Here is a 21204-nt window from a genome sequence, read left to right on the forward strand (position 1 = left end):
GAGATCACATTGGCATCAACGCTTTATCACAACTTGCAACGTTTCAAATTTTGCAAAGACGGTATTGTAGGCTGATCTCCCCCCTTGTGGGGGAGATGTCCGACAGGACAGAGGGGGGTGCAAACCCTCACCCAATATGCTGAACTACATATCCAAGCGCGTCCTGATCGGCATCCTCACACTGCTGGCCGCTTCAATCGTCGTTTTCATCATGCTCGAAATCGTCCCCGGTGATCCGGCACGGCTGATGCTCGGCATGAATGCGACGGAGGATGCTGTTCAGGCGCTGCAACAGCAGATGGGCCTCGATCAGCCCTTCCTCGCCCGTTATTTCAGCTGGATCGGCGGTCTGCTGACTGGAGACTTCGGCAAGTCCTATACCTATTCAGTCCCAGTTCTGAGTCTCATCACCGAACGTATCGCCGTTTCCCTGCCCCTCGCGCTGATCTCGCTGTTTCTCTCCACCATCATTGCCATTCCGGTCGGCCTGTTTTCCGCCGCGCGGCGTGGTACGCTTGCCGATAGCGGCACAATGGGCATTGCGCAAATCGGCGTTGCCATACCCAATTTCTGGTTCGCGCTGCTCTTGGTCTACGTCTTCGCCGTCACCTTGCGGCTTGTTCCTGCAGGCGGGTTTCCCGGATGGAATGCCGGATTATGGGCCGGGTTCAAATCGCTGATCCTGCCCTCCATCGCGCTTGGCCTGCCGCAGGCGGCTATTCTTGCCCGTGTTACCCGCTCCGCCCTGCTTGATGTGCTTGGCGAGGACTATATCCGCACCGCCCGCGCCAAAGGGCTTTCGCGCCGCAAGGTGCTTTATCGCCATGCCCTGCGTAACGCGCTTATTCCCATCCTCACCATTCTCGGCCTGCAATTTGCGTTTCTGCTGGCCGGTACGATTATCATCGAGAACGTGTTTTACCTGCCCGGCCTTGGCCGTCTGGTGTTTCAGGCCATCACCCAGCGCGATCTGATCGTGGTTGAAGGCGTGGTCATGCTGCTGGTGGCCACGGTCATTCTGGTCAATCTGCTTGTTGACCTCTCCTACGCGCTTGTCGATCCGCGCCTGCGGGGCCGGTCATGAGCGCAGCGACCGAATGGCAAGCCAATATCTCGAAAGCATTTTCTAACCGCTCTTTTGTGATCGGCCTGATCATCACCGTCCTGCTTCTCTTGATGGCGATAGTTTCGCTCTTTTGGACGCCCTATGCCGTCGGTTCGTTTGACATTCTGGGCAAACTGAAAGGCTCATCATCGGCCCATTGGCTCGGCACTGACCATTTCGGCCGCGATATCCTGTCGATGATCATGGTTGGCAGCCGCAATTCCATCGCCGTTGCTTTGGTTTCCGTGCTCATCGGTGCCGGTATCGGTGTGCCGCTTGGCCTGTGGGCAGCGGCAAGAGGCGGTATCATCGATGAAGCACTGATGCGTTTCAATGATCTGGTCTTTGCCTTTCCCGCGCTGCTTTCTGCCGTGATGATCACCGCCGTGTTCGGGCCGGGCGCTATCAACGCCATCATTGCCATTGGCATTTTCAATATTCCGGTGTTCGCCCGTGTCGCGCGCGGCTCGGCGCTGTCGCTTTGGCCGCGTGAATATATTCTGGCGGCCAGAGCTTCAGGTAAAGGCAGTGCGCGCATCACCGTCGAGCACATCCTGCCTAACATGATGAACATTCTTGTCGTGCAGGGCACCATCCAGTTTTCCCTTGGCATTCTGGCGGAGGCCGGCCTGTCCTATGTCGGGCTTGGTTCCCAGCCACCCATGCCAAGCTGGGGGCGGATGCTGTTCGAAGCACAGACAATGATTGGCCTGGCACCACATATGGCACTCTACCCCGGCCTTGCCATCGTCATCACCGTGCTTGGCCTCAATCTGCTTGGCGATGGTCTGCGCGACGTTCTCGACCCGAAAATGCGGCGGGAGCGCTCATGAACCTCCTCGAAATCAGCAAGCTATCGCTGCGGATCGGTGCCTTCGAAGCGCTGAAAGGCGTCGATCTCTCTGTCAATGTGGGTGAAATCCGCGCACTTGTCGGCGAATCCGGCTCGGGCAAATCCATGACAGCGCTCAGCATCATGAAGCTGCTGCCAACAGGGGCGCGAACCCAAGGGCAAATCCGTTTTGACGGCAAGGACCTGCTTGCTACCAGCGAAGCCGATATGTGCCGCCTGCGCGGCAATGAGATCGGCATGGTGTTTCAGGAGCCGATGACTGCCCTCAACCCGGTCAAAACAATTGGCGAGCAGGTGGCGGAAGGCATAAGGCTGCACACCGGCGCAACCCGCGCCATTGCCGAGGAGCAGACCCGAGCCATTCTCGATCGCGTCGGCCTGCCCTTTGCAAAGTTTCCGCTCAGCCGTTATCCGCACGAACTTTCCGGCGGTCAGCGCCAGCGCGTGGTGATTGCCATCGCCTGTGCACTCAAACCCCGTTTGCTGATCGCCGATGAACCCACCACCGCGCTTGACGTTGTCCTGCAGGCGCAGATTCTCGAGCTTCTGCAAAGCCTTGTCGATGAGGAACGCATGGGCCTGCTGCTCATCAGCCATGATCTGGCTGTTGTCGCTGACATGGCCCACTCCATCACCGTGCTGCGGCATGGCGAGGTGATGGACAATGGCGAAACCGCGCAAATCCTCACCGAACAGACACATCCCTATACCCGCCAGCTCGCGCAGGCTTCCATGCATGTGCCGGAGCGTTCGCCTGAGCATCCGCACCACGCTGCCAATAACGGGCCTTTGCTTGCTATCCGTGATCTGTCACGCACCTATCCGGGCCGACGTATTGGTCTGTTTGGCCGTGATCCGGAATTCACCGCGGTTGATAATGTCAGCTTTGACATCAAGCCGGGACAATCGACGGCATTGGTCGGCCGTTCCGGTTGCGGTAAATCCACCCTCGCCCGCATGGTACTTGCGCTTGACCGGCCCACATCGGGCCAAATCCATTTCGCTGGACGCCGGATTGATGAGCTTACACAAAACGACCTACGCCCGGTCAGGCAGAATATGCAGGTGGTTTTCCAGGACCCCTATGGCTCGTTCAATCCCCGGCACAAGGCCGAGCGGCTGGTTTCCGAACCATTGTTTTTGATTGATCGGGAACTGAGCGAAAAGGAAAAACGTGACCGGGTAGACCGCGCACTTGAACGCGTTGGCATTCCGCGTGCTGATAAGGACAAATATCCGCATGAATTCTCAGGCGGTCAGCGCCAGCGGCTTGCCATCGCGCGGGCCATCATCACCGAACCAAAACTCATCGTCGCCGATGAGCCGGTTTCGGCGCTTGATGTTTCAATCCGCGCGCAGATCCTTGACCTTTTCGCCGATCTGAATGACCGGCTTGGCATCGCCTATCTGTTCATCACCCATGATCTCGCCGTTGCGCGGGCGATTACTGACACGGTGATAGTCATGTCCGAAGGCAAGATTGTTGAGCATGGCAAAACCGATGAAATTCTGCTTCACCCGCGATCCGAGGCAGGACGTGCATTGGTGAAGGCATCACCGGATTTGCACAAGGCCCTCGCCCGCCGTATCGGCGAACAGGGCTAAAATAATCCGAGGAAAAAGAATACCAAAAGAACAACCATGAAGAGCGCCGTCGCAACACTGTAAACCCGCAGCGCCGCATCGATATCTTCCCCCCCCGCGTCACGGCGACCTGCACCATTGAGCATCGGTTCGTTGGCGATCACACCGCCATAGATACGCGGACCGGCAAGAGCAACGTCGATGGCCCCCGCCATGGCTGCCTCAGGCCAGCCCGCATTGGGCGAGCGATGCAGGCGCGCATCGCGCATCATCACATTGAACGAACGGCTGGCCGCCTTGCCGCCCCGTAGAATCCATGCGGCCGCAGCGATGAGCAGACCCGTCAACCGCGCGGGAATCCAGTTGGCAACATCATCAAGTCTGGCAGCAAACCGGCCAAAATCGCGGTGGCGGTCATTGAGATGGCCGATCATCGAATCCGCCGTGTTCAGCATCTTATAGGCCAAAAGACCCGGCAAGCCGAACAGTGCGTACCAGAAGGCCGGTGCGATAATCCCGTCAGACGTGTTCTCAGCGAGGCTTTCAATCGCAGCGCGTGTAATCGCCGGTTCGTCAAGCACCTGTGGGTCGCGCCCGACGATCATCGATACCGCACGGCGTGCGCCCACCAACCCGTCATTGCGCAGGGCATCAGCCACCCGCGCCACATGCTCGCCAAGGCTCTTTTGCGCCAGAAACACCGCCACGATCAAAGCTTCGATCAGACCGCCAAATGGCGGGATCATCGTCAGCAGCCAATGGATGAGCGCACCAATACCAGCCGCCAGAAGCAGCAGCGCAAGCATGCTGAAAAAGCCGTCACGTCGCTTGTCCTGCTCCGTATTGCCAGCCTTGTTGAAACGCTTGTCGATAAAGGAAATTGCCTTGCCGAACAGCACGACGGGATGCGGGATTCTTTGCCAAAGCCAATCGGGGTCGCCGACATAACGGTCTGCGAGCAAGGCAAGAAACAGAATCAAGAGGTTGATTTCCATGGATGATTCGATCCCGTTGATTCAAAATATCAGCTTCGGATAGTGTCCAGAGCTATAAGGCTACGCTGCCGAAAAGTCTCTGCGTCATTCTCATCCAATGGCAGACCAAAACGCAACCAATGCGGCGCATAGGCAAATTTCCGCACCAATACATGCTGGGTGCAAAGCGCTTCAAACAGCGCATGGGCACGCTCGTGCTCGACCAGCGCAAACAGATCAGTACCGCCGATTTCCTTCAGCCCTGTCTTGGTGAAAACCGCACTCAGCAACCCACGACGATGCGTCAGCCGGTCCGTGAAAACACGCAGAGCACCCTTGTCCGTAAACGGGTGTTTGGCGATGACAAGTGCGGGGCCTGATACCGCCCATGGACCCATCCGCCTTGTCAGTTTTGCTGCAATGGCGGGGCTAGTCAGAGCAAAGCCAAGACGCAAGCCAGCCAGCCCGAAAAACTTGCCAAATGATTTGAGCGCGATCAATCCATCCCCACCGCAATGGACAGCGATACTGATTTGAGGGTGTGGATCGGCAAAAGCTTCATCGACAATCAAAAACCCTCCGCGCACGCGCAACGTCTCGGCAAGATGAAGCAGCGCATCTTTCGCAATAATACGGCCATCGGGATTGTTCGGATTAACGACGACAGCTACTTTCGCCGATTGTGGAATAGCATCGACACTGTCACACAACGTCACTTTCCAACCTGCCTGTTCGAAAGTTGACTGGTGCTCCTGATAGGTCGGGCCCACGATTGCCACTTCACCGCGCTCAACCAGATCAGGCATGATCTGGATCAGGGCCTGCGTGCCGGGTGCGGCAGTTATCGCTGCTTCATCAGCAACACCGTAATAGCTGCGGGCCGCATCAAGCGCCGATGCGAGCAGGCTTTCATCGGGCAAGCGGTTCCACACATCCGAAGCAATGGACGGTAGGGGAAAAGCCTCCGGGTTGATGCCGGTGGAAAGATCGATCCAACTTTCGCGCGTTCCGCCAAAGCGGCTTATGGCGCGATCAAGCGCGCCGCCATGCTCAATCTGCATCATCCGGCCATATCGATCATATGCATGTAGGAACCTGATACAGAGCCAACCCGCAGACCCATCTCACCAAGATCTTCACCCAGCGCATCGCGAACACGGAACAAGCGCTCGGCGTTACCCTCACGGACAATACTGGCATAGTGAAATTCATGGGCGTTAAACGGAAATGCGAAGGGTGATGCCGCCAGCGGTTCAACCCGCCGATAGCCCAGATGCAGCTTGCGCTTGGCAAAGCTGGTTTCCACTGGCAGCAGCCCAAGCATGGCATGGGTTTTCCCCGATGCATCTTCGATGCTTTCGCCCAGCACCATGTAACCACCGCACTCGCCATAAACAGGGATACTGCGTTCCGCCGCCTGCCTTATTCCTCCGGCAAAATTCGATGCGGCAGACAATTGTTCCGCATAAAGTTCGGGATAACCACCCGGCAGATAGACCGCGTCACTACCCACCGCTGGCGCTTCGTCGTTCAGCGGTGAAAAGAAACTGATCTGCGCACCGCGCCGCCGCCAGCCGTCGAGCAGATGCACATAGGAAAAGGCAAAGGCATTGTCACGCGCAACGGCAACATGCTGGCCGAGTGGCGGCACACGGGCAATATTGGCCATGGATTCCGCCGGGCCGAAACGCCCCGCAATATGCTGAAGCGCCGCCAGATCAATCTGCGTGCTCATCACCGCGCCCGCATGAGCCATGAAAGCATCGAGGTCCGCATGTTCTCCCGCTTGAACAAGTCCGAGATGCCGCTCCGGCAAATGCAGTTTCGCATCGCGCATAATGGCACCGAGAATCGGGATACCCACAGGCTGCAGCGCTGCACGCAACATCGCCTCATGCCGTGCGCTGCCAACCCGGTTGAGAATAAGCCCTGATATCATCACCTTGCGGCGAAAATCCCTGAATCCGCTGACAAGCGCAGCAATCGAATGGGATTGCTTGGCACAATCCAGCACCAGAATAACCGGTAGCGAGAGATGCACGGCGAGATCAGCTGCCGAACCCGTACCATCAAGCGCACCGTCAAACAGCCCCATCATGCCTTCTACAACCAGCGTCTTGCCACCCTCCGTATGGCGGGACGCCAAAGCGCTGATCAGATCAGGCCGCATGGCCCATGGATCAAGATTGATGCATGGCACACCTGATGCAACGCTATGATAGGCAGGGTCGATATAATCAGGGCCAGCCTTGGCAGGCGCAATCTTGGCGCCAAGGTCGCGCAGTGCGCGCAGCAATCCCAATGTCACCGTGGTCTTGCCGCTGCCCGAGGATGGTGCGGCGATGATAAAACCTTTCATCCCGCATCCTTTTCGCGGCGTGTTCCGAGCGGATCAACCTGCAGCTCCCGGCCATCCAGAGCGCCCAGCCAATCCAGCGCCGCGCGCAGCCGCACCACTTCGCCGATCACCACAATTGCCGGTGGCCGCAAGCCCGCCTGCTCCACATCGCGCTCGGCCTGAGCAAGCGTCGTTTCCAGCACTTTTTGTTCGCCCGTCGTGGCATTGCAGACAAAAGCCATGGGTTCATCTTTCGAGCGGCCCGCCGCAATCAGCTTGGCGGCAATCGTGCCTATATGCTTCATCGCCATATACATGACGATGACGGATGATCCCTTGGCAATACTCGCCCAGTCCATCGTATCGGGGATCAGGCCTGTTGCATCATGGCCGGTCAGAAAGGTCACGCTCTGGTTGGTCTCGCGATGGGTAACCGGAATGCCCGCATAGGCAAGCCCCCCAATGCCAGCGGTGATTCCCGGAACGATCCGGAAGGGCACCCCATGTTCAACCAATGTCAGGGCCTCTTCGCCGCCACGTCCAAACACGAAAGGGTCGCCGCCCTTCAGGCGCAGCACCCGTTTGCCTTCCTTGGCCAATTCCACCAGTCGCAAGGATATATCCCGTTGCTGCGGCGACGGCTTGCCGCCGCGCTTGCCCGCATATTCACGCTCTGCGTGTGGCCTTGCAAAGGAAAGGCATTCCTCATTCACCAGCGCGTCATAGACAATGACATCTGCCTGCTCGAGTGCATTGACCGCATGCAGCGTCAAAAGGCCGGGATCACCCGGACCAGCCCCGACGAGCCAGACATGGCCCGCTTCAAACTTCGGCAATTTTGCTGTCACTGCGCTCATCGCGCTCCCCGTATTTGCTGTTTTGCGCATAGCATAATTTTTCGCCTTGCAAGCATGAACTTATCGGAAAAATCATGCAACTCTATCCCAAGCTGGTCTATAAGACGCGCATGAGCGACGAACCCGATGCCGGAATGCGGAAACCCGATGATACCAGCCCCACGCCCCTGCGCCGGGGGTGGACCACGGGTGCCTGTGCAACGGCTGCAACCAAAGCTGCGTTGATTGCATTGATTACTGGCGAATTTCCCGATCCCGTTGCCATTATCCTGCCGAAGGGCGAAGTGCCGCATTTTCCGCTGGCACTCGAATCAATCGGCGATGGCTATGCCATAGCCGGTATCGTCAAGGACGCCGGGGATGACCCTGACGTTACCCATGGCGCCACCATCATCTCGACCGTTTACCCCGCTGCTCCCGGCAGTGGCATCCAGTTTGTCGCTGGTGACGGGGTTGGGACCGTCACCTTGCCCGGCCTGCCGATCCAGCCGGGGGAAGCAGCGATCAATCCTGTACCTCGCGCCATGATGACAGCGATCTGCGAGGAAATCTGCGCGCAATATGAACTGCCCGCCGATCTCGTCATTACGATCTCCGTGCCTGAGGGCGAGGAACTCGCCAAACAAACCTGGAACCCGCGCCTTGGCATTGTTGGCGGCATTTCCATTCTCGGCACGACAGGCGTCGTCCATCCCTTTTCCTGCGCCGCGTGGATACACTCGATCCACAGGGGCATTGATGTTTCCCGTGCAGCGGGCCTCACCCATGTGCTGGCAGCGACGGGTTCGACCTCGGAAGATGCGGCACAGGCCATTTATGATCTGCCTGAAATCGCGCTTCTGGATATGGGCGATTTTGCCGGTGGCCTTCTGAAATATCTGCGGGTGCATCCCATCGACAAGCTGACCATCGCTGGTGGCTTTGCCAAACTGACCAAGCTTGCACAAGGTGCGCTTGATCTGCATTCGGCGCGCAGTCAGGTGAGTATGGAATTTTTGGCCAATGAAGCGGAAAAGCTTGGATTCGACCAGAATATGAGGGACCAGATTCTGAATGCCAATACCGCGCAGGAAGTGCTTGAAATGACTCTGGGTTTGGGCATCGACCTGCCGAAATCCATTGCCGAGAAAGCCAAGGCGGTGGCGCTGGCAACGCTTAAAGGCGCGCCTGTGGAGGTGGAAATGATCGTGACTGACCGCAAAGGGACGATCCTTGCCCGCCTCTGACCATCCGATTCTCATTCTTGGTGGAACAGCTGAAGCGGCGAAACTGGCCGCCGCGCTTGTCGCCTTGGGTTATCGCACAATCTCGTCACTGGCGGGCCGCACCAGCAATCCCGCGAAAATTGAGGGCGAAGTACGCACCGGCGGCTTTGGCGGCGCTGAGGGCCTTGCCGATTATCTGCGCAGGGAAAATATCGCGCTGCTGGTCGATGCCACACACCCCTTCGCCACGCAAATCTCCGACAATGCCATTGCGGCGGCTGATGTCACCGGCATTCCTTTTGTCCGTTTGGAGCGGCCCGACTGGCGGCGCAAGCCCGGTGATATCTGGATCAGCGTAGCGACACTGGAAGAGGCCGTTGCCGCTGCTCCCTCCAAGGCGCGGATATTACTGGCGCTCGGCCGCCAGCACATCGCCCCCTTCTCCAAACGGCGGGATGTGTTTTTTGTCGTGCGGATGATCGATCCGCCGGAAACACCCTTGGACCTCTTCGATTTTGAACTGGAATTGTCCAAGCCGGGCAAAAAGGACGAGGAAGCCGCGTTTCTCACCCGCAAACGGCTGACGCATATTATCTGCCGCAATTCCGGTGGCGCCGCATCCTATGCAAAAATATCCGCAGCGCGGGAGCTTGGCCTACCCGTTATCATGATTGAACGGCCACATCGCCCCGGTGCTCATGCTTTGCCTGATACGGACAGTGTGCTGCGTTTTGTGGTGGAGATGTTGGGGTAAGTTGGCTGAGTATGCTGGGTGGGTCGTTCGAGGTTGATGGTTCGCGGTTCGACAAGCTCACCATGAGGGAGATGGGTGGATGCAACGCTAATCGCAAAGACTGTAGAGATCGCAATTCACAAAAGTTGCAGAACTTGGCTCCCCTTCATCACCCCTCTCCCTCATGGTGAGCTTGTCGAACCACGAACCACGCCCCCACCCACGCCAAAACAACCCGCACCTACTCCCTCACTCAGACCGTGAGCGCAGTGTGTGGCTGTGATCCTTGTGATAAAGCGCGGAATCGCGAAACGCATCGGCTGACAGGCCCTTGCCGACAAAGATCATCGCAGAGCGGGTCAGGCCCGAATCCTTCACCTTGCCCGCAATATTGGCAAGCGTTCCATGGATGAATTGCTCGTCCGGCCAGCCAACCCGGTAAGCCACGATCACAGGACAATCGGCACCATAAAGCGGCGTCAGCTCAGTCTCGATTTTCGTCAGATTGCGGATGGAAAGATGAATGACCAGCGTTGCGCCGGATCTACCGAGCGTTGCCAGATCCTCACCCTCCGGCATGGCTGATGATTTCATTGAGGTGCGCGTGAGAACAATGGTCTGGCAGACCTCGGGAACCGTCAATTCCTTTTTCAGCGCTGCGGCAGCCGCCGCAAAGGCTGGAACACCCGGCGTCACATCATATTCAATGCCAAGCGCATCAAGCCGCCGCATTTGCTCGGCGACAGCGCCATAGATCGAGGGATCGCCGGAATGAACCCGCGCCACATCCTTGCCTTCCGCGTGCGCCCGTTCAAACTCGGCAATGATCTCGTCGAGCGTCAATGAGGACGTATCGACAACCCGCGCACCCTCAGGCACTTCGGCAACCATCTCGGGCGGTACTAGCGAGCCCGCATAAAGACACACCGGGCAGGACTGGATCAGTTTCAGACCGCGCACGGTGATAAGATCGGGCGCGCCGGGACCGGCGCCAATGAAATGAACGGTCATTGTCTTACGTCTTTCTTGCCGCCAATGCAGCTGTTGCATGGGCAGACTTCGTCTTGCCGATCACCAATTCACCAGCCGGGCCAGCGGCAGTGAGTGCAGCGGCTTCTGCTATACCATGACTGCCTGTCAGCTCGAATACACGCTGCGACGGGTTGGCAAGCCGTGGCGTTTGCTCCTCCAGCGTTGCAGCGTCAAAGCAGAGGAAGGGCAAACCCCATCGCTCGGCCAGCTGAATGATAGCTGTCTCGCCAGCACGCGCGTCTATCGAATAGATACCTGATAGATCGTCAGAATTTATCCCGGCCGCTTTCAAAACAGTCTCGGCAAGGGCCAAAAGCTCCTGCGGATCGCATCCCCGCTCGCAGCCCACGCCAAGCATGTAACCAATGTCTGACATCAATGGGACTTGTGCAGCTCTTCCGGCGTCACGCCGAGCAGGTCCGCCGTCCGGCGGATGAGATTGGCTTCCTTGGGATCAAGATCATCGTCCGCATTGGCGATGGCGAGAAGATGGCGCAGGAGCATCACCTTGCGCTCAAAGGGCACGTCCGCAAAAGCCAGCGCCGCCTGTTCGCTCGACGTTTCATAGCCAAAATCCTTGAGATATTCGGCAACTTCGCTGAACTCATCCGGCGAAATGCCGAAATCAGTGGAAGCAATGCGCAGGATAGCAGCATATTCCGATTTCTCTGTTTTGCCGTCAGCCAGCGCCACATGCAACAGGAGCAGCAGTTCCGCTGTCAGAACCGGATCATCGGCCACCTTCTGCACCGCGCTCTTGCTGCCGAGAAATGCGGTGATGCGATCAAAAATGCTTTCGCTCATTGTACCCCCAACTGTGTTCCCGCGATTGATCGCAGTCTCAACCATTGAATTCAAGTGCGCAAACAACACACCAGAACGCGATTCGCACAAGTGAATTGACAGAGCGCGCAAATGTTCTCGCCAAAATGGAATTTGTCTCTATGGTCCGGCGCATTCTTGCAAGAGTCTCCCGCCATGTCCGCCTTCTTCGACAATATCCCTTACATTCTCATCATTGCTGGCTTTGCCGCAGGCTTTATCGATTCAATTGCCGGCGGTGGCGGTTTGATCACCGTCCCGGCGCTGCTGCTATCGGGCATGTCGCCAGTGGAATCACTCGGCACCAACAAACTGCAATCGCTGTTCGGGTCAGCCTCCGCCACCATCGCCTATGCGCAAAAGGGGCATGTGCATCTGAAATCACAGCTTCCTTCGGCGCTTATGTCCTGCCTTGGCGGTGTCGGTGGTGCTTTGCTTGCGGGCTTCCTCCCGGGCGATTTGCTGCGCGCCTTTTTGCCTGTCCTGCTTATTGCCATCGCGCTCTATTTTGCCCTGAAGCCCAATATGGGCGATATCGACCGCAGCAGGCGCATGGCGCCCTTCCTGTTCGGCGTGACAATTGTTCCGCTGATCGGCTTTTATGACGGCCTGTTCGGCCCCGGCACCGGCTCATTTTTCATGCTGTGCTTCGTTTCGCTGGCAGGCTATGGACTGCTCAAGGCAACAGCGCACACAAAGCTTCTCAACCTTGCTTCCAATCTTGGCGGCTTTGCTACGTTCGCCTATCTAGGCGTGATCAACTGGAAGATTGGCCTGTGCATGGGCGTTGCCCAGTTCCTCGGCGCGCGCGTCGGTGCCGCCATGGCCATGAAGAACGGCGCAAAAATCATCAAACCGTTGTTGATTATCGTCTGTCTGGCTCTGGCGACCAAACTGCTGCTCGACCCCAGCAACCCAATCCGGGTGTGGATTGCAACCCTCTAAAACCTGAAGCTGAGCAGGATAACGCCCGCTGCTATCAGCAGCACACCAAACCAGTTGAGCCCTGAGAGCTTTTCGCCAAGAAAAGCCACACCGAAGATGGCCACCATCACAACCGAAAGCTTGTCGATCGGCGCAACACGCGCCGCATCGCCAATCTTCAGGGCTCGAAAATAGGCAAGCCATGAAGCCCCTGTTGCCAGCCCTGACAGGATCAGGAATGTCCATGTTTTCGCCGAAATGGTCGAGGGGCTCTGCCACTGGCCGCTGACGGTCAGAAACAGGCAAAGCGCGCCGATGATAACAAAGGTGCGGATCAGCGTGGCAAAATCCGAATTGATGTTCTCGATGCCCACCTTGGCAAAAATGGCTGTCAGAGCCGCAAACATGGCCGACAGCAGTGCCCAGAATTGCCAGTTGCTTGTCATCAGAATTCAATGCCCTTCTGCGCTTTGATACCGGAACGGAACGGATGCTTGATCATTTCCATCTCTGTGACAAGGTCGGCGAACTCAATAAGTTCGTCCTTGGCATTTCGCCCTGTTATGATCACGTGCTTCATATGGGGTTTCTGCTTGAGCACCTCGATGATTTCCTCAACAGGCAGGTAGTCATAGCGCAGTGCGATGTTCAATTCATCGCACAGGACAATGTCCGTTTTATCATCAAGGATCATGGTCTTGGCCTGTTCCCATGCATCTCTGGCCATGGCGATATCGCGGGCGCGGTCCTGTGTTTCCCAGGTAAAGCCCTCGCCCATGGCCGAGATCGTCACCTGCTCCGGAAACTTTTCCAGAACCCAGCGTTCGCCCGTATCCCATGAACCCTTGACGAACTGGATAACGCCAATCTTCATGCCGTGACCAAGCGCCCGGAACACGACGCCGAAACCCGCCGTCGACTTGCCCTTGCCCTTACCGGTATTGACGATAACAAGACCTTTTTCATCTGTTTTGGTGGCAAGGATCTTGTCGCGCACCACCTTCTTCTTGCGCATCTTGTCGGCGTGCCGCGCATTGACTTCCTCTTCGGTCAGGTTCAACAATTTCTCTGATTTTTCAGCCATTTGGCGTTTCCTTCCGAATCATTGTCTCAGGCGGCAAGCTTGCCGAGTTCAAATCGCGCCGAGTTGGAACGCGGCACCCAGAAGCCGCGCTCTACGGCCTCTTCAAGCTTTTCCGCGATGTCGCGCAGGGCATGCGGGTTCTTGTCTTTCAGGAACGCCCGCACACCATCATCCATCAGAAACGCCTGATAGACAGCTTCAAAATGATGGTTGCGCACGGCGCCCGTCGTTGCCGCAAAGGCGAAGAGATAGTCGACCGTTGCCGCCATCTCGAAAGCACCCTTATAGCCATGGCGCATCACACCGGCGATCCATTTCGGATTGGTGACGCGGCCGCGCACCGTGCGCCCGATCTCTTCCTCAAGCGTGCGGATAACGGGCTTTTCAGGGCGTGAATGATCATTGTGATAAATGGTCGGGCGCTCACCGGAAAGCTGTTCAACCGCCGCCGACATACCGCCCTCGAACTGGTAATAATCGTCGGAGTCGAGCAGATCGTGCTCACGATTGTCCTGATTTTGCACCACCGCTTCAACGGTGCGCAAACGCTCCTCCAGCAGCCCGCGCTCCGCTTTGCCCTCTTCACCGGCGCCATAGGCATAGCCGCCCCAGACCAGCCAAGCCTCGGCAAGGTCGTCGCGCTTGTCCCATGCTTTTTCGTCAATCAGCGCCTGCAATCCTGCGCCGTAAGCACCGGGCTTCGAACCAAACACGCGAAAGCCAGCTCTTTGCCGGGCGGTCTTTTCATCAGCACCTTCGGCCATAAGCCGTGCCTGTTCATCCCGCATGCGCTTGGCAATGGGATTGTCCTCCGCATCTTCCTGCAAAGCGCCAACAGCACGCACCGCCTTGTCGAACAGCGCAATCTGGTCCGGAAAGGCATCACGGAAAAAGCCTGAAATACGCAAAGTCACATCCACACGCGGACGCCCCAGCATGGCAGGTGGAATAATTTCGTAGCCGGTGACGCGCCGTGACGCCATATCCCAGACGGGTTTGACGCCAATCAGCGCCAAGGCCTGCGCGATATCATCGCCGCCGGTGCGCATGTTCGAGGTGCCCCATGCGGTGAGCCCAAGCGATGTCGGCCACTCGCCGTGATCCTGCGTGTAGCGGCGAATCAGAAGTTCAGCGGATTTCTGTCCAAGCTCCCATGCAGCGGGAGTCGGCACAGCGCGGCTATCAACGGAAAAGAAGTTTCGTCCTGTCGGCAGGACATCAGGACGGCCACGGGTCGGCGCGCCAGATGGACCCGGCGCTACAAAGCGCCCGGAAAGCGCCGTCATCAGCCCGGTCATCTCAGCCTCTCCGCAAGCTATGACAGCCGGATGCAGATTCGCGCGAATGCCTTCGAGAACCGCTTGGGTCGCCTGCCATACGTCCGGACAAATGGTTTCACCGGCCACCAGCTTTGCCGCCAGCAATTCAATACGCTCAACGGTGTCGCCCGCAATACGCCAAGGCTCGTCGGTGACCGTATCAAGAATATCCGGCCGTTCCGCAGTCCACGGTGCCGCCATATCACAATCCAGCGGATCGAAACCGGCAAAACCGAGATCGCCAGCAATGGCACGTTGCAAGCTCTGGTCGGGGCCAACGCCCGAACCGCGCGGTACGCGCGCCAGTGCAACCACCAGATCAGTCAACAAGCGCCCTTCTGGCGACAGACCAAAAATGTGCAGGCCGTCGCGAATCTGCATTTCTTTCAAATCGCAAAGATAAGCATCAAGCTTTTGCAGGGCGAGATCATCAGGGTCATGATCATGAATACCCGCATCGCTATCAAGACCGATATCCCTGACCAGATGCAGGATTTGCACCTTGAGCCGCACGAGACGGCGTGGATCAACGCCCGATGCCTCATAATATTCATCGACCAGCGCTTCAAGGTCTTTCAGCGGGCCATAGCTTTCCGCCCGCGTCAGCGGCGGCGTCAGATGATCGATGATGACGGCAGAGGAACGGCGTTTTGCCTGCGTGCCCTCACCCGGATCATTGACGATGAACGGGTAGATATGCGGCACAGGCCCAAGCACCGCCTCGGGAAAACAGGTTTCCGACAGCGCCAGCGATTTGCCCGGCAGCCATTCGAGATTGCCATGCTTGCCGACATGCACGATCGCATGGGCATCATAGACGGTGCGCAGATAAGCATAGAAGGCGAGATAGCCATGTGGCGGCACCAGATCCGGCGAATGGTAGGTGTCCTTCGGATCGATATTGTAGCCGCGCGCTGGCTGGATACCGACGAGGACATCACCAAACCGGCTCAGTGGCAGCGCAAAGCCGCGCGCGCTATCAAGGAAAAATGGATCGTCCTTTGGCTCGCCCCAGCGCGCCGTCACATTCGCTTGAATCACATCGGGAAGCGCGTCAAAGAAGTTCTTGTATTGATTGAGCGAAATCGTCTCGCGAATATCGCGCCCATCGCTGGCCGCGTTGGTGGGACCCGCCATCAAATGATTGATCAGCGCCTCGCCATTATCTGGCAGACCGGCGACACCATAGCCCGCATCCCGCAGGGATTTCAGCACCTGCCATGTGCCCGCAGGCGTATCAAGGCCGACACCGTTGCCCAGCCGCCCATCCCGATTGGGATAGTTCGCCATGACAAGCGCAACGCGCCGCTCCTGCGGCTTGCTTTCACGCAGACGCGCCCAGTTGAATGCCAGCTCAGCCACAAATGCCACGCGGTCGGCCTGCGGCTCGTGCATGACGATATTGGCCTCTACAGCCTCGTCGAAATGCTGTGCCGACTTGAACGAAACCGCACGCGAAAGAACCCGGCCATCCACTTCAGGCAAGGCGACATTCATCGCCAGATCACGCGCCGATAGGCCCTGATCGGACAGACGCCACTGCTCGGCACTGGAGCCGGAGAAGATAACCTGCAGGACCATCGCACCATCATGCTCAAGCACGGTTGGCTTACGCGTAGAACCCGGAGCGGACACAGCAAAGCCCGTGGCATTCAGCACCACCGCTGGTGGCGCTTGCCCGAAAATGCTTTCCAGCGTTGCAATGGAAACCGGGTCTTTCAGGCTGGAAACAAACACCGGCAGGGGATTGAGGCCTTTGGCGCGCAATGCTTCCAGCAGTGCTTCAACCGGCTGCGTCTGCCCACTTTGCACCAGCGCTCGGTAGAAACAGATCGCGACAACTGGCGCACCGTCCTGCCAACTCCTGCGCATTTCTTCCAGCGAAGGCGCTGGTTTCCCCGGCCACCACAACCCGGCTTTCAGCAGGGGTGCGGCTTCCTGCGGCTTTTCACCTGCGTTAATCAGTGCTGCGCAATAATCAAGGAAACGCTGCGCATTCTGCGCTCCGCCTTCCAGCAGATAATGCCAGAGCGCATCGCGATCATGCCGGGCAATGGTTGAAAACCGGTCGAGCCCCGGATCGGGCTTGTCATCCCCCGGCAGCACCGCAAGCTGCACCTTGTGATTGACGGCGCAGGCATGCAGGGCTTCCAGACCATAAGGCCAATAGCTTTCGCCGCCGATAACCCTGACCACGATCAACTTCGCATGGCGTGCCGTCCGCTCCACATAGGCGTCGACGGACATCGGGTGCGACAGGCTCATCATATTGGCAAGACGCAGCGACACCGTGCCATCGCCCTGCCGCCGCGCGGAGGCAAGGCTCGCGAGTTCCGTATCAGCGGCAGAAAGAAACAACACATCTCCCGGCGTCTGGCCAAGGTCGATAGCCTCGGTCCCTTCGGCAATAGTGCCTTTCTGGGCAAGCAGGAGATGCATTCAGTTTTCCAGCCTCAGTTAAACGGCCGCAGCAGTGACAGCGGATGTAATGGCATCATTGTCGATATCATGCAGACCGATAACGACGAGACGCGTCTGGCGCTCTTCGCCCGGATTCCACGCACGGTCAAAGTAATGCTCGATGCGTGTACCGACAGCCTGCACCACCAGACGCATGGGCTTGCCGGGAACATCGGCAAAACCTTTCAGGCGCAGAATGTCGTGATCGGCAATAACGGTCTTCAGCTTTTCAACAAAGCTCTTTGGTTCCGCAACCGGGCCAAGACCAACGACAAAGCTCTCAAACTCATCGTGGTCATGCTCTTCACCCGCCTCATGTTCCATTTCATGGTGCGATTTGCGGTTGGCAATGTCCTGTTCAGTGCCAACGCCAAGCCCCAGCAGCAGCTCATTGCTGAGCTTGCCAAAACTGGCCGAAACCATGTTRAGCGAGCGCGACGAACGGCTCTGTACATCGCTGCGCACGCCGTCAAGCTGCTTGTCACTGATGAGGTCCGTCTTGTTGAGCACAATCAGGTCGGCAGCGCGAATCTGGTCTTCGAACAGTTCTTCCAACGGGCTGTCATGATCAAGCGCTTCATCCTGAATGCGCTGGGCATCAACCTTGTCATGATCATCGGCAAACCGGCCTTCCGATACGGCAGAGGCGTCGATGACGGTGACAACACCGTCAACCGTCACCTGTGTCTTGATCTCCGGCCAATTGAACGCTGCAACCAGAGGCTGCGGCAAAGCGAGACCCGATGTTTCAATGACGATATGATCAAAGCGATCAGGACGATCGAGCAATTTGGTCATGGTCGGGATGAAATCATCCGCCACGGTGCAGCAGATGCAGCCATTGTTCAGTTCGATCACGTCTTCATCGCGACATGCTTCAATACCGCAGCCCTTGAGCAGACCGCCATCGACACCCAGATCGCCGAACTCATTGATGATAAGCGCAATGCGCTTGCCATTGGCGTTCTCAAGCAGATTGCGGATCATCGTGGTTTTTCCCGAACCGAGAAAACCGGTGATGACTGTTGCTGGAATCTTCTGACCCTGCATATTCCTATCCCTTCATTGTGAGCGGCAGCCCGGCTGCCACGAAATAGACTGTTGCCGCAGCTTGCGCCACGGCCTGATGGAGACGTCCGGCATGGTCGCGAAAATCGCGCGCCATGCGGTTCTCCGGAACGATGCCGAGACCCACTTCGTTCGAAACCAGAACAATCGAACCCGGAAGTTTCGGCAGCGCTTCGACAAGCTGCCGCGTCTCGGCGGTGATGTTGCGCTCATCCATCATCAGATTGGTGAGCCAGAGCGTCAGGCAATCGACAAGAACCGCCTTGCCCTCGCCAGCCACCCCTTGCACGGTATCCAGCAGATCAAGCGGCTCTTCTATGGTGCGCCATAGTGGACCGCGCTGCTTTTTGTGCAGGTCAATGCGTATAGACATTTCCTCATCCCACGCCCTGCCCGTTGCGACATAGATCGCATCAAGGCCCGACGCCTTGATCAGGCCTTCGGCAAAGCTGGATTTGCCCGAGCGGGCACCGCCGAGAATGAAAGTCACACCGGAATTGAGTTGAGGCATCGCCGCTATTGCAACCGCAACGATCCATCCATCAAAGGGAATGCGGGCGGGAAAACAAGCGAATGCGTCATATGAGCAGCCATAACAACCTCCGTGCTGGGCCTGAAGAGACATTACTCTTCAATTCTTGGGCAGGATTACCCTTAAGTGCTTCCTGGAAAAACACTCTATGACTGGCAGGTCTCCTGGCTCACGGGTCGTCGAAGCAATGCCGCCTTCCCGGTTTCCCAGTGGCTGCCCTCTGCATATGCGTCAGGCTTTGCATTGATCCTCGCCGCTCTACAGTCGCGGGGTCGGCTGCGGTGGGACCGCCCTTCAGGGTACGGCCGTCGCATTCCCTTTTGATCCCTTGGCCTTCGACCAATATGGGAACCAATCATGGGTTGGACGTTATTCATCCCCCACGAGAAATGTCAATTGAATGTGTGTTGTTTGGTAAGGGAGTGGTGGGGGTGTGGTTTGTGGTTCGACAAGCTCACCATGAGGGACAGGGGTGATGCAAGGGAGTTTTATTTTGCCATGTTGCGGAGCTTGACTCCCTGCACGCTCCTCACTCCCTCATGGTGAGCTTGTCGAACCACGAACCGGCGGCGTTCACCCCCCTCTGCCCTTGTCGGGCATCTCCCCCACAAGGGGGGAGATCACATTGACATTAACGCCTTTGCACAACCGGAAGTGTTGCAGATTGTGCAAGATGGTTTTGAAGGCTGATCTGAGATGTCCGACAGGACAGAGGGGGGTGCCTATGCGGCGGATAAACATCAATATCTGCCTGCAGCATATGCAAGCAACGCATCGATATCAATCAGCTCTTCCAACTGCCCCGCAATACTATCCAACGCGGCATCCACGCCAGCCCGATAGTCAAACTCGTCAGCAGCGATACCCATCGACCCCAACAGCGCCGCACGAAACTGATCCGCGCCGAAAAGCCCGTGCAGATAGGTGCCGAACACCTTGCCGTCCTTGGATATCGCTCCGTCATTCACACCATTGATACGGGCAACGGGATTGGAACAATCAGGGCCCGTCGTCCGGCCCAGATGAATTTCATAACCACTCAGCGGCAGATCGAACTGCAGCGAATGCGCATCGACATTGCGCACGGTTTTCTCGGGTTCCATCACCGTATCGATATCGAGATGCCCGAGCCCTTGGGTTTCCGTCACGCTGCCCTCGATGCCATCGGGGTCGCGTACCGTGCGCCCGAGCATCTGGAAACCGCCACAAATGCCGATGATATGACCGCCGCGCCGCCGGTGCAGGTCGAGATCCCTGTCCCAGCCATTTTCGCGAAACCGCAGCAAATCGCTGATTGTGGATTTTGAACCGGGAATAATCACCAGCCCGGCATCGGACGGCAGCCGCTCGCCGCTGCGCACCATCACCACATCCACCTGCGGCTCGGCCATCAGCGGATCGAGATCGTCAAAATTGGCGATGCGATCAAGCACCGGCACCGCGACCTTGAGCGCCCGGCCCTCGCCTTTCACCAGACGTTCCAGCACAACCGAATCTTCCGCCGGCAACCGCGCCGCATCCTTCAGCCACGGCACGACGCCGAAAGAAGGCCAGCCGGTGAACTCAGTGATGGCTTTCAACCCGTCATCAAACAGCGAGACATCACCGCGAAACTTGTTGATGAGATAGCCGATGATCATATCTCGGTCTTCCGGTTGCAGGATCGCATGGGTCCCGACGATGGAAGCAATCACCCCGCCCCGGTCGATATCACCCACCAGCAGGACAGGCACATTGGCGCGGGTGGCAAAGCCCATATTGGCGATATCACCTGCCCTGAGGTTAATTTCCGCTGGCGAACCCGCCCCCTCGACGATCACAAGATCAGCGCCCTCACATACAATATCCCATGATGCCATAACAGCATCGAGCAGCTGCGCCTTGAACTTCTGATAGTCACGCCCTTTGGCCTGTCCCCAGACTTTGCCCTGCACGATGATCTGGCTGCCGGTTTCCGATTGCGGTTTCAAAAGCACGGGATTCATATGCACCGATGAGGGCACACCACAGGCGACGGCCTGCAACCATTGCGCCCGGCCAATCTCGCCGCCATCATCACTGACAGCGGCATTATTCGACATATTCTGCGGTTTGAATGGCCGAACTTTTAATCCACGATTGCGCGCAAGCCGGCAAAGTCCGGCCACCAGGACGGATTTCCCAACATCTGACCCTGTTCCCTGCAACATGATTGCGTGTGTCATGGGCTTTGAGTAGCGGATATGTCTTTCTCTTCCTAGCCCCCGTCAAAACGCATCTCTGTCGTTGCGCGGCCCTGCGCTTGGGATAAACTGCGGCCAAGAGGAATACAGGG

The 21204-nt window shown here is 57.5% G+C and carries 19 protein-coding genes and 1 riboswitch; of the genes, 6 read left to right on the forward strand and 13 right to left on the reverse strand.

Annotated features, from left to right (window positions below):
- Nucleotides 1-136 precede the first annotated feature (136 nt).
- Genes AB4Y96_RS19675 through AB4Y96_RS19685 form a run of 3 tightly spaced genes read left to right on the forward strand, consistent with a single transcriptional unit; the run spans nucleotide 137 to nucleotide 3563 of the window.
- Nucleotides 137-1084: an ABC transporter permease gene (locus AB4Y96_RS19675; protein ID WP_441919313.1), complete on the forward strand. Its 948-nt coding sequence runs from the start codon at nucleotides 137-139 to the stop codon at nucleotides 1082-1084.
- Nucleotides 1081-1938 carry an ABC transporter permease gene (locus tag AB4Y96_RS19680; RefSeq protein WP_441919315.1) on the forward strand — a complete coding sequence of 286 codons (858 nt, stop codon included), beginning with the start codon at nucleotides 1081-1083 and terminating at the stop codon, nucleotides 1936-1938. Before AB4Y96_RS19675 ends, AB4Y96_RS19680 begins: the two co-directional genes overlap by 4 nt.
- The gene (locus tag AB4Y96_RS19685; RefSeq protein WP_441919317.1) at nucleotides 1935-3563 is read left to right on the forward strand and encodes an ABC transporter ATP-binding protein; all 1629 of its coding nucleotides are present in this window, start codon (nucleotides 1935-1937) and stop codon (nucleotides 3561-3563) included. The genes AB4Y96_RS19680 and AB4Y96_RS19685 overlap by 4 nt, the downstream gene beginning before the upstream one ends.
- Here the strand turns inward: AB4Y96_RS19685 and cbiB are convergent.
- From cbiB to cobA, 4 genes are read right to left on the reverse strand one after another with little or no spacing between them, the layout of a single operon-like run.
- Entirely contained in the window at nucleotides 3560-4537 is a 978-nt protein-coding gene (gene cbiB / locus AB4Y96_RS19690) for an adenosylcobinamide-phosphate synthase CbiB (RefSeq protein ID WP_441919318.1), read from the reverse strand. The genes AB4Y96_RS19685 and cbiB overlap by 4 nt on opposite strands.
- Nucleotides 4538-4566: 29 nt before the next feature.
- Nucleotides 4567-5577: a threonine-phosphate decarboxylase CobD gene (gene cobD / locus AB4Y96_RS19695; protein ID WP_441919392.1), complete on the reverse strand. Its 1011-nt coding sequence runs from the start codon at nucleotides 5575-5577 to the stop codon at nucleotides 4567-4569.
- Entirely contained in the window at nucleotides 5577-6875 is a 1299-nt protein-coding gene (locus AB4Y96_RS19700) for a cobyrinate a,c-diamide synthase (RefSeq protein ID WP_441919320.1), read from the reverse strand. Before AB4Y96_RS19700 ends, cobD begins: the two co-directional genes overlap by 1 nt.
- Nucleotides 6872-7711 (reverse strand): uroporphyrinogen-III C-methyltransferase, encoded by an 840-nt coding sequence (gene cobA, locus AB4Y96_RS19705; protein ID WP_441919322.1) that lies wholly within the window; start codon nucleotides 7709-7711, stop codon nucleotides 6872-6874. Before cobA ends, AB4Y96_RS19700 begins: the two co-directional genes overlap by 4 nt.
- A gap of 110 nt (nucleotides 7712-7821) precedes the next feature.
- On the opposite strand from cobA, the gene AB4Y96_RS19710 reads away from it, so the two are divergent.
- Nucleotides 7822-8937 carry a cobalt-precorrin-5B (C(1))-methyltransferase gene (locus tag AB4Y96_RS19710; RefSeq protein ID WP_441919394.1) on the forward strand — a complete coding sequence of 372 codons (1116 nt, stop codon included), beginning with the start codon at nucleotides 7822-7824 and terminating at the stop codon, nucleotides 8935-8937.
- Nucleotides 8924-9670 carry a cobalt-precorrin-6A reductase gene (locus tag AB4Y96_RS19715; RefSeq protein WP_441919324.1) on the forward strand — a complete coding sequence of 249 codons (747 nt, stop codon included), beginning with the start codon at nucleotides 8924-8926 and terminating at the stop codon, nucleotides 9668-9670. The genes AB4Y96_RS19710 and AB4Y96_RS19715 overlap by 14 nt, the downstream gene beginning before the upstream one ends.
- Before the next feature lie 228 nt (nucleotides 9671-9898).
- Here the strand turns inward: AB4Y96_RS19715 and cobM are convergent, their stop codons facing one another.
- Genes cobM through AB4Y96_RS19730 form a run of 3 tightly spaced genes read right to left on the reverse strand, consistent with a single transcriptional unit; the run spans nucleotide 9899 to nucleotide 11485 of the window.
- Nucleotides 9899-10660: a precorrin-4 C(11)-methyltransferase gene (cobM, locus tag AB4Y96_RS19720; protein WP_441919326.1), complete on the reverse strand. Its 762-nt coding sequence runs from the start codon at nucleotides 10658-10660 to the stop codon at nucleotides 9899-9901.
- A 4-nt stretch (nucleotides 10661-10664) separates the two neighbouring features.
- Nucleotides 10665-11057 carry a cobalamin biosynthesis protein gene (locus AB4Y96_RS19725; protein ID WP_441919328.1) on the reverse strand — a complete coding sequence of 131 codons (393 nt, stop codon included), beginning with the start codon at nucleotides 11055-11057 and terminating at the stop codon, nucleotides 10665-10667.
- A complete protein-coding gene (locus AB4Y96_RS19730) occupies nucleotides 11057-11485 on the reverse strand; it encodes a TerB family tellurite resistance protein (protein ID WP_112527383.1) in 429 nt (142 codons plus the stop codon). Before AB4Y96_RS19730 ends, AB4Y96_RS19725 begins: the two co-directional genes overlap by 1 nt.
- A 174-nt stretch (nucleotides 11486-11659) precedes the next feature.
- Here AB4Y96_RS19730 and AB4Y96_RS19735 point away from each other — a divergent pair, with 174 nt between their 5' ends.
- Nucleotides 11660-12448 carry a TSUP family transporter gene (locus AB4Y96_RS19735; protein ID WP_441919330.1) on the forward strand — a complete coding sequence of 263 codons (789 nt, stop codon included), beginning with the start codon at nucleotides 11660-11662 and terminating at the stop codon, nucleotides 12446-12448.
- On the opposite strand, the gene AB4Y96_RS19740 is transcribed toward AB4Y96_RS19735, so the two are convergent.
- From AB4Y96_RS19740 to AB4Y96_RS19765, 6 genes are all read right to left on the reverse strand, one after another.
- Nucleotides 12445-12873, reverse strand: a complete 429-nt coding sequence (locus tag AB4Y96_RS19740; protein ID WP_441919331.1) for an EamA family transporter — start codon at nucleotides 12871-12873, stop codon at nucleotides 12445-12447. The genes AB4Y96_RS19735 and AB4Y96_RS19740 overlap by 4 nt on opposite strands.
- The gene (cobO, locus tag AB4Y96_RS19745; RefSeq protein ID WP_091877709.1) at nucleotides 12873-13511 is read right to left on the reverse strand and encodes a cob(I)yrinic acid a,c-diamide adenosyltransferase; all 639 of its coding nucleotides are present in this window, start codon (nucleotides 13509-13511) and stop codon (nucleotides 12873-12875) included. The genes AB4Y96_RS19740 and cobO overlap by 1 nt, the downstream gene beginning before the upstream one ends.
- Before the next feature lie 26 nt (nucleotides 13512-13537).
- Nucleotides 13538-17269, reverse strand: a complete 3732-nt coding sequence (gene cobN / locus AB4Y96_RS19750; protein ID WP_441919332.1) for a cobaltochelatase subunit CobN — start codon at nucleotides 17267-17269, stop codon at nucleotides 13538-13540.
- Nucleotides 17270-17287: 18 nt separating this feature from the next.
- Nucleotides 17288-18340, reverse strand: coding sequence for a cobalamin biosynthesis protein CobW (gene cobW, locus AB4Y96_RS19755; protein ID WP_441919334.1), 1053 nt, complete (start codon nucleotides 18338-18340; stop codon nucleotides 17288-17290).
- 4 nt (nucleotides 18341-18344) lie between these two features.
- Entirely contained in the window at nucleotides 18345-18869 is a 525-nt protein-coding gene (gene cobU, locus AB4Y96_RS19760) for a bifunctional adenosylcobinamide kinase/adenosylcobinamide-phosphate guanylyltransferase (RefSeq protein ID WP_441919336.1), read from the reverse strand.
- A gap of 158 nt (nucleotides 18870-19027) precedes the next feature.
- Nucleotides 19028-19261, reverse strand: a riboswitch (cobalamin riboswitch).
- 369 nt (nucleotides 19262-19630) lie between these two features.
- Nucleotides 19631-21094: a cobyric acid synthase gene (locus AB4Y96_RS19765; protein WP_441919337.1), complete on the reverse strand. Its 1464-nt coding sequence runs from the start codon at nucleotides 21092-21094 to the stop codon at nucleotides 19631-19633.
- Between the last annotated feature and the right edge of the window lie 110 nt (nucleotides 21095-21204).

The sequence above is a fragment of the Phyllobacterium sp. TAF24 genome (genome assembly GCF_052113785.1).
GTDB lineage: Bacteria > Pseudomonadota > Alphaproteobacteria > Rhizobiales > Rhizobiaceae > Phyllobacterium.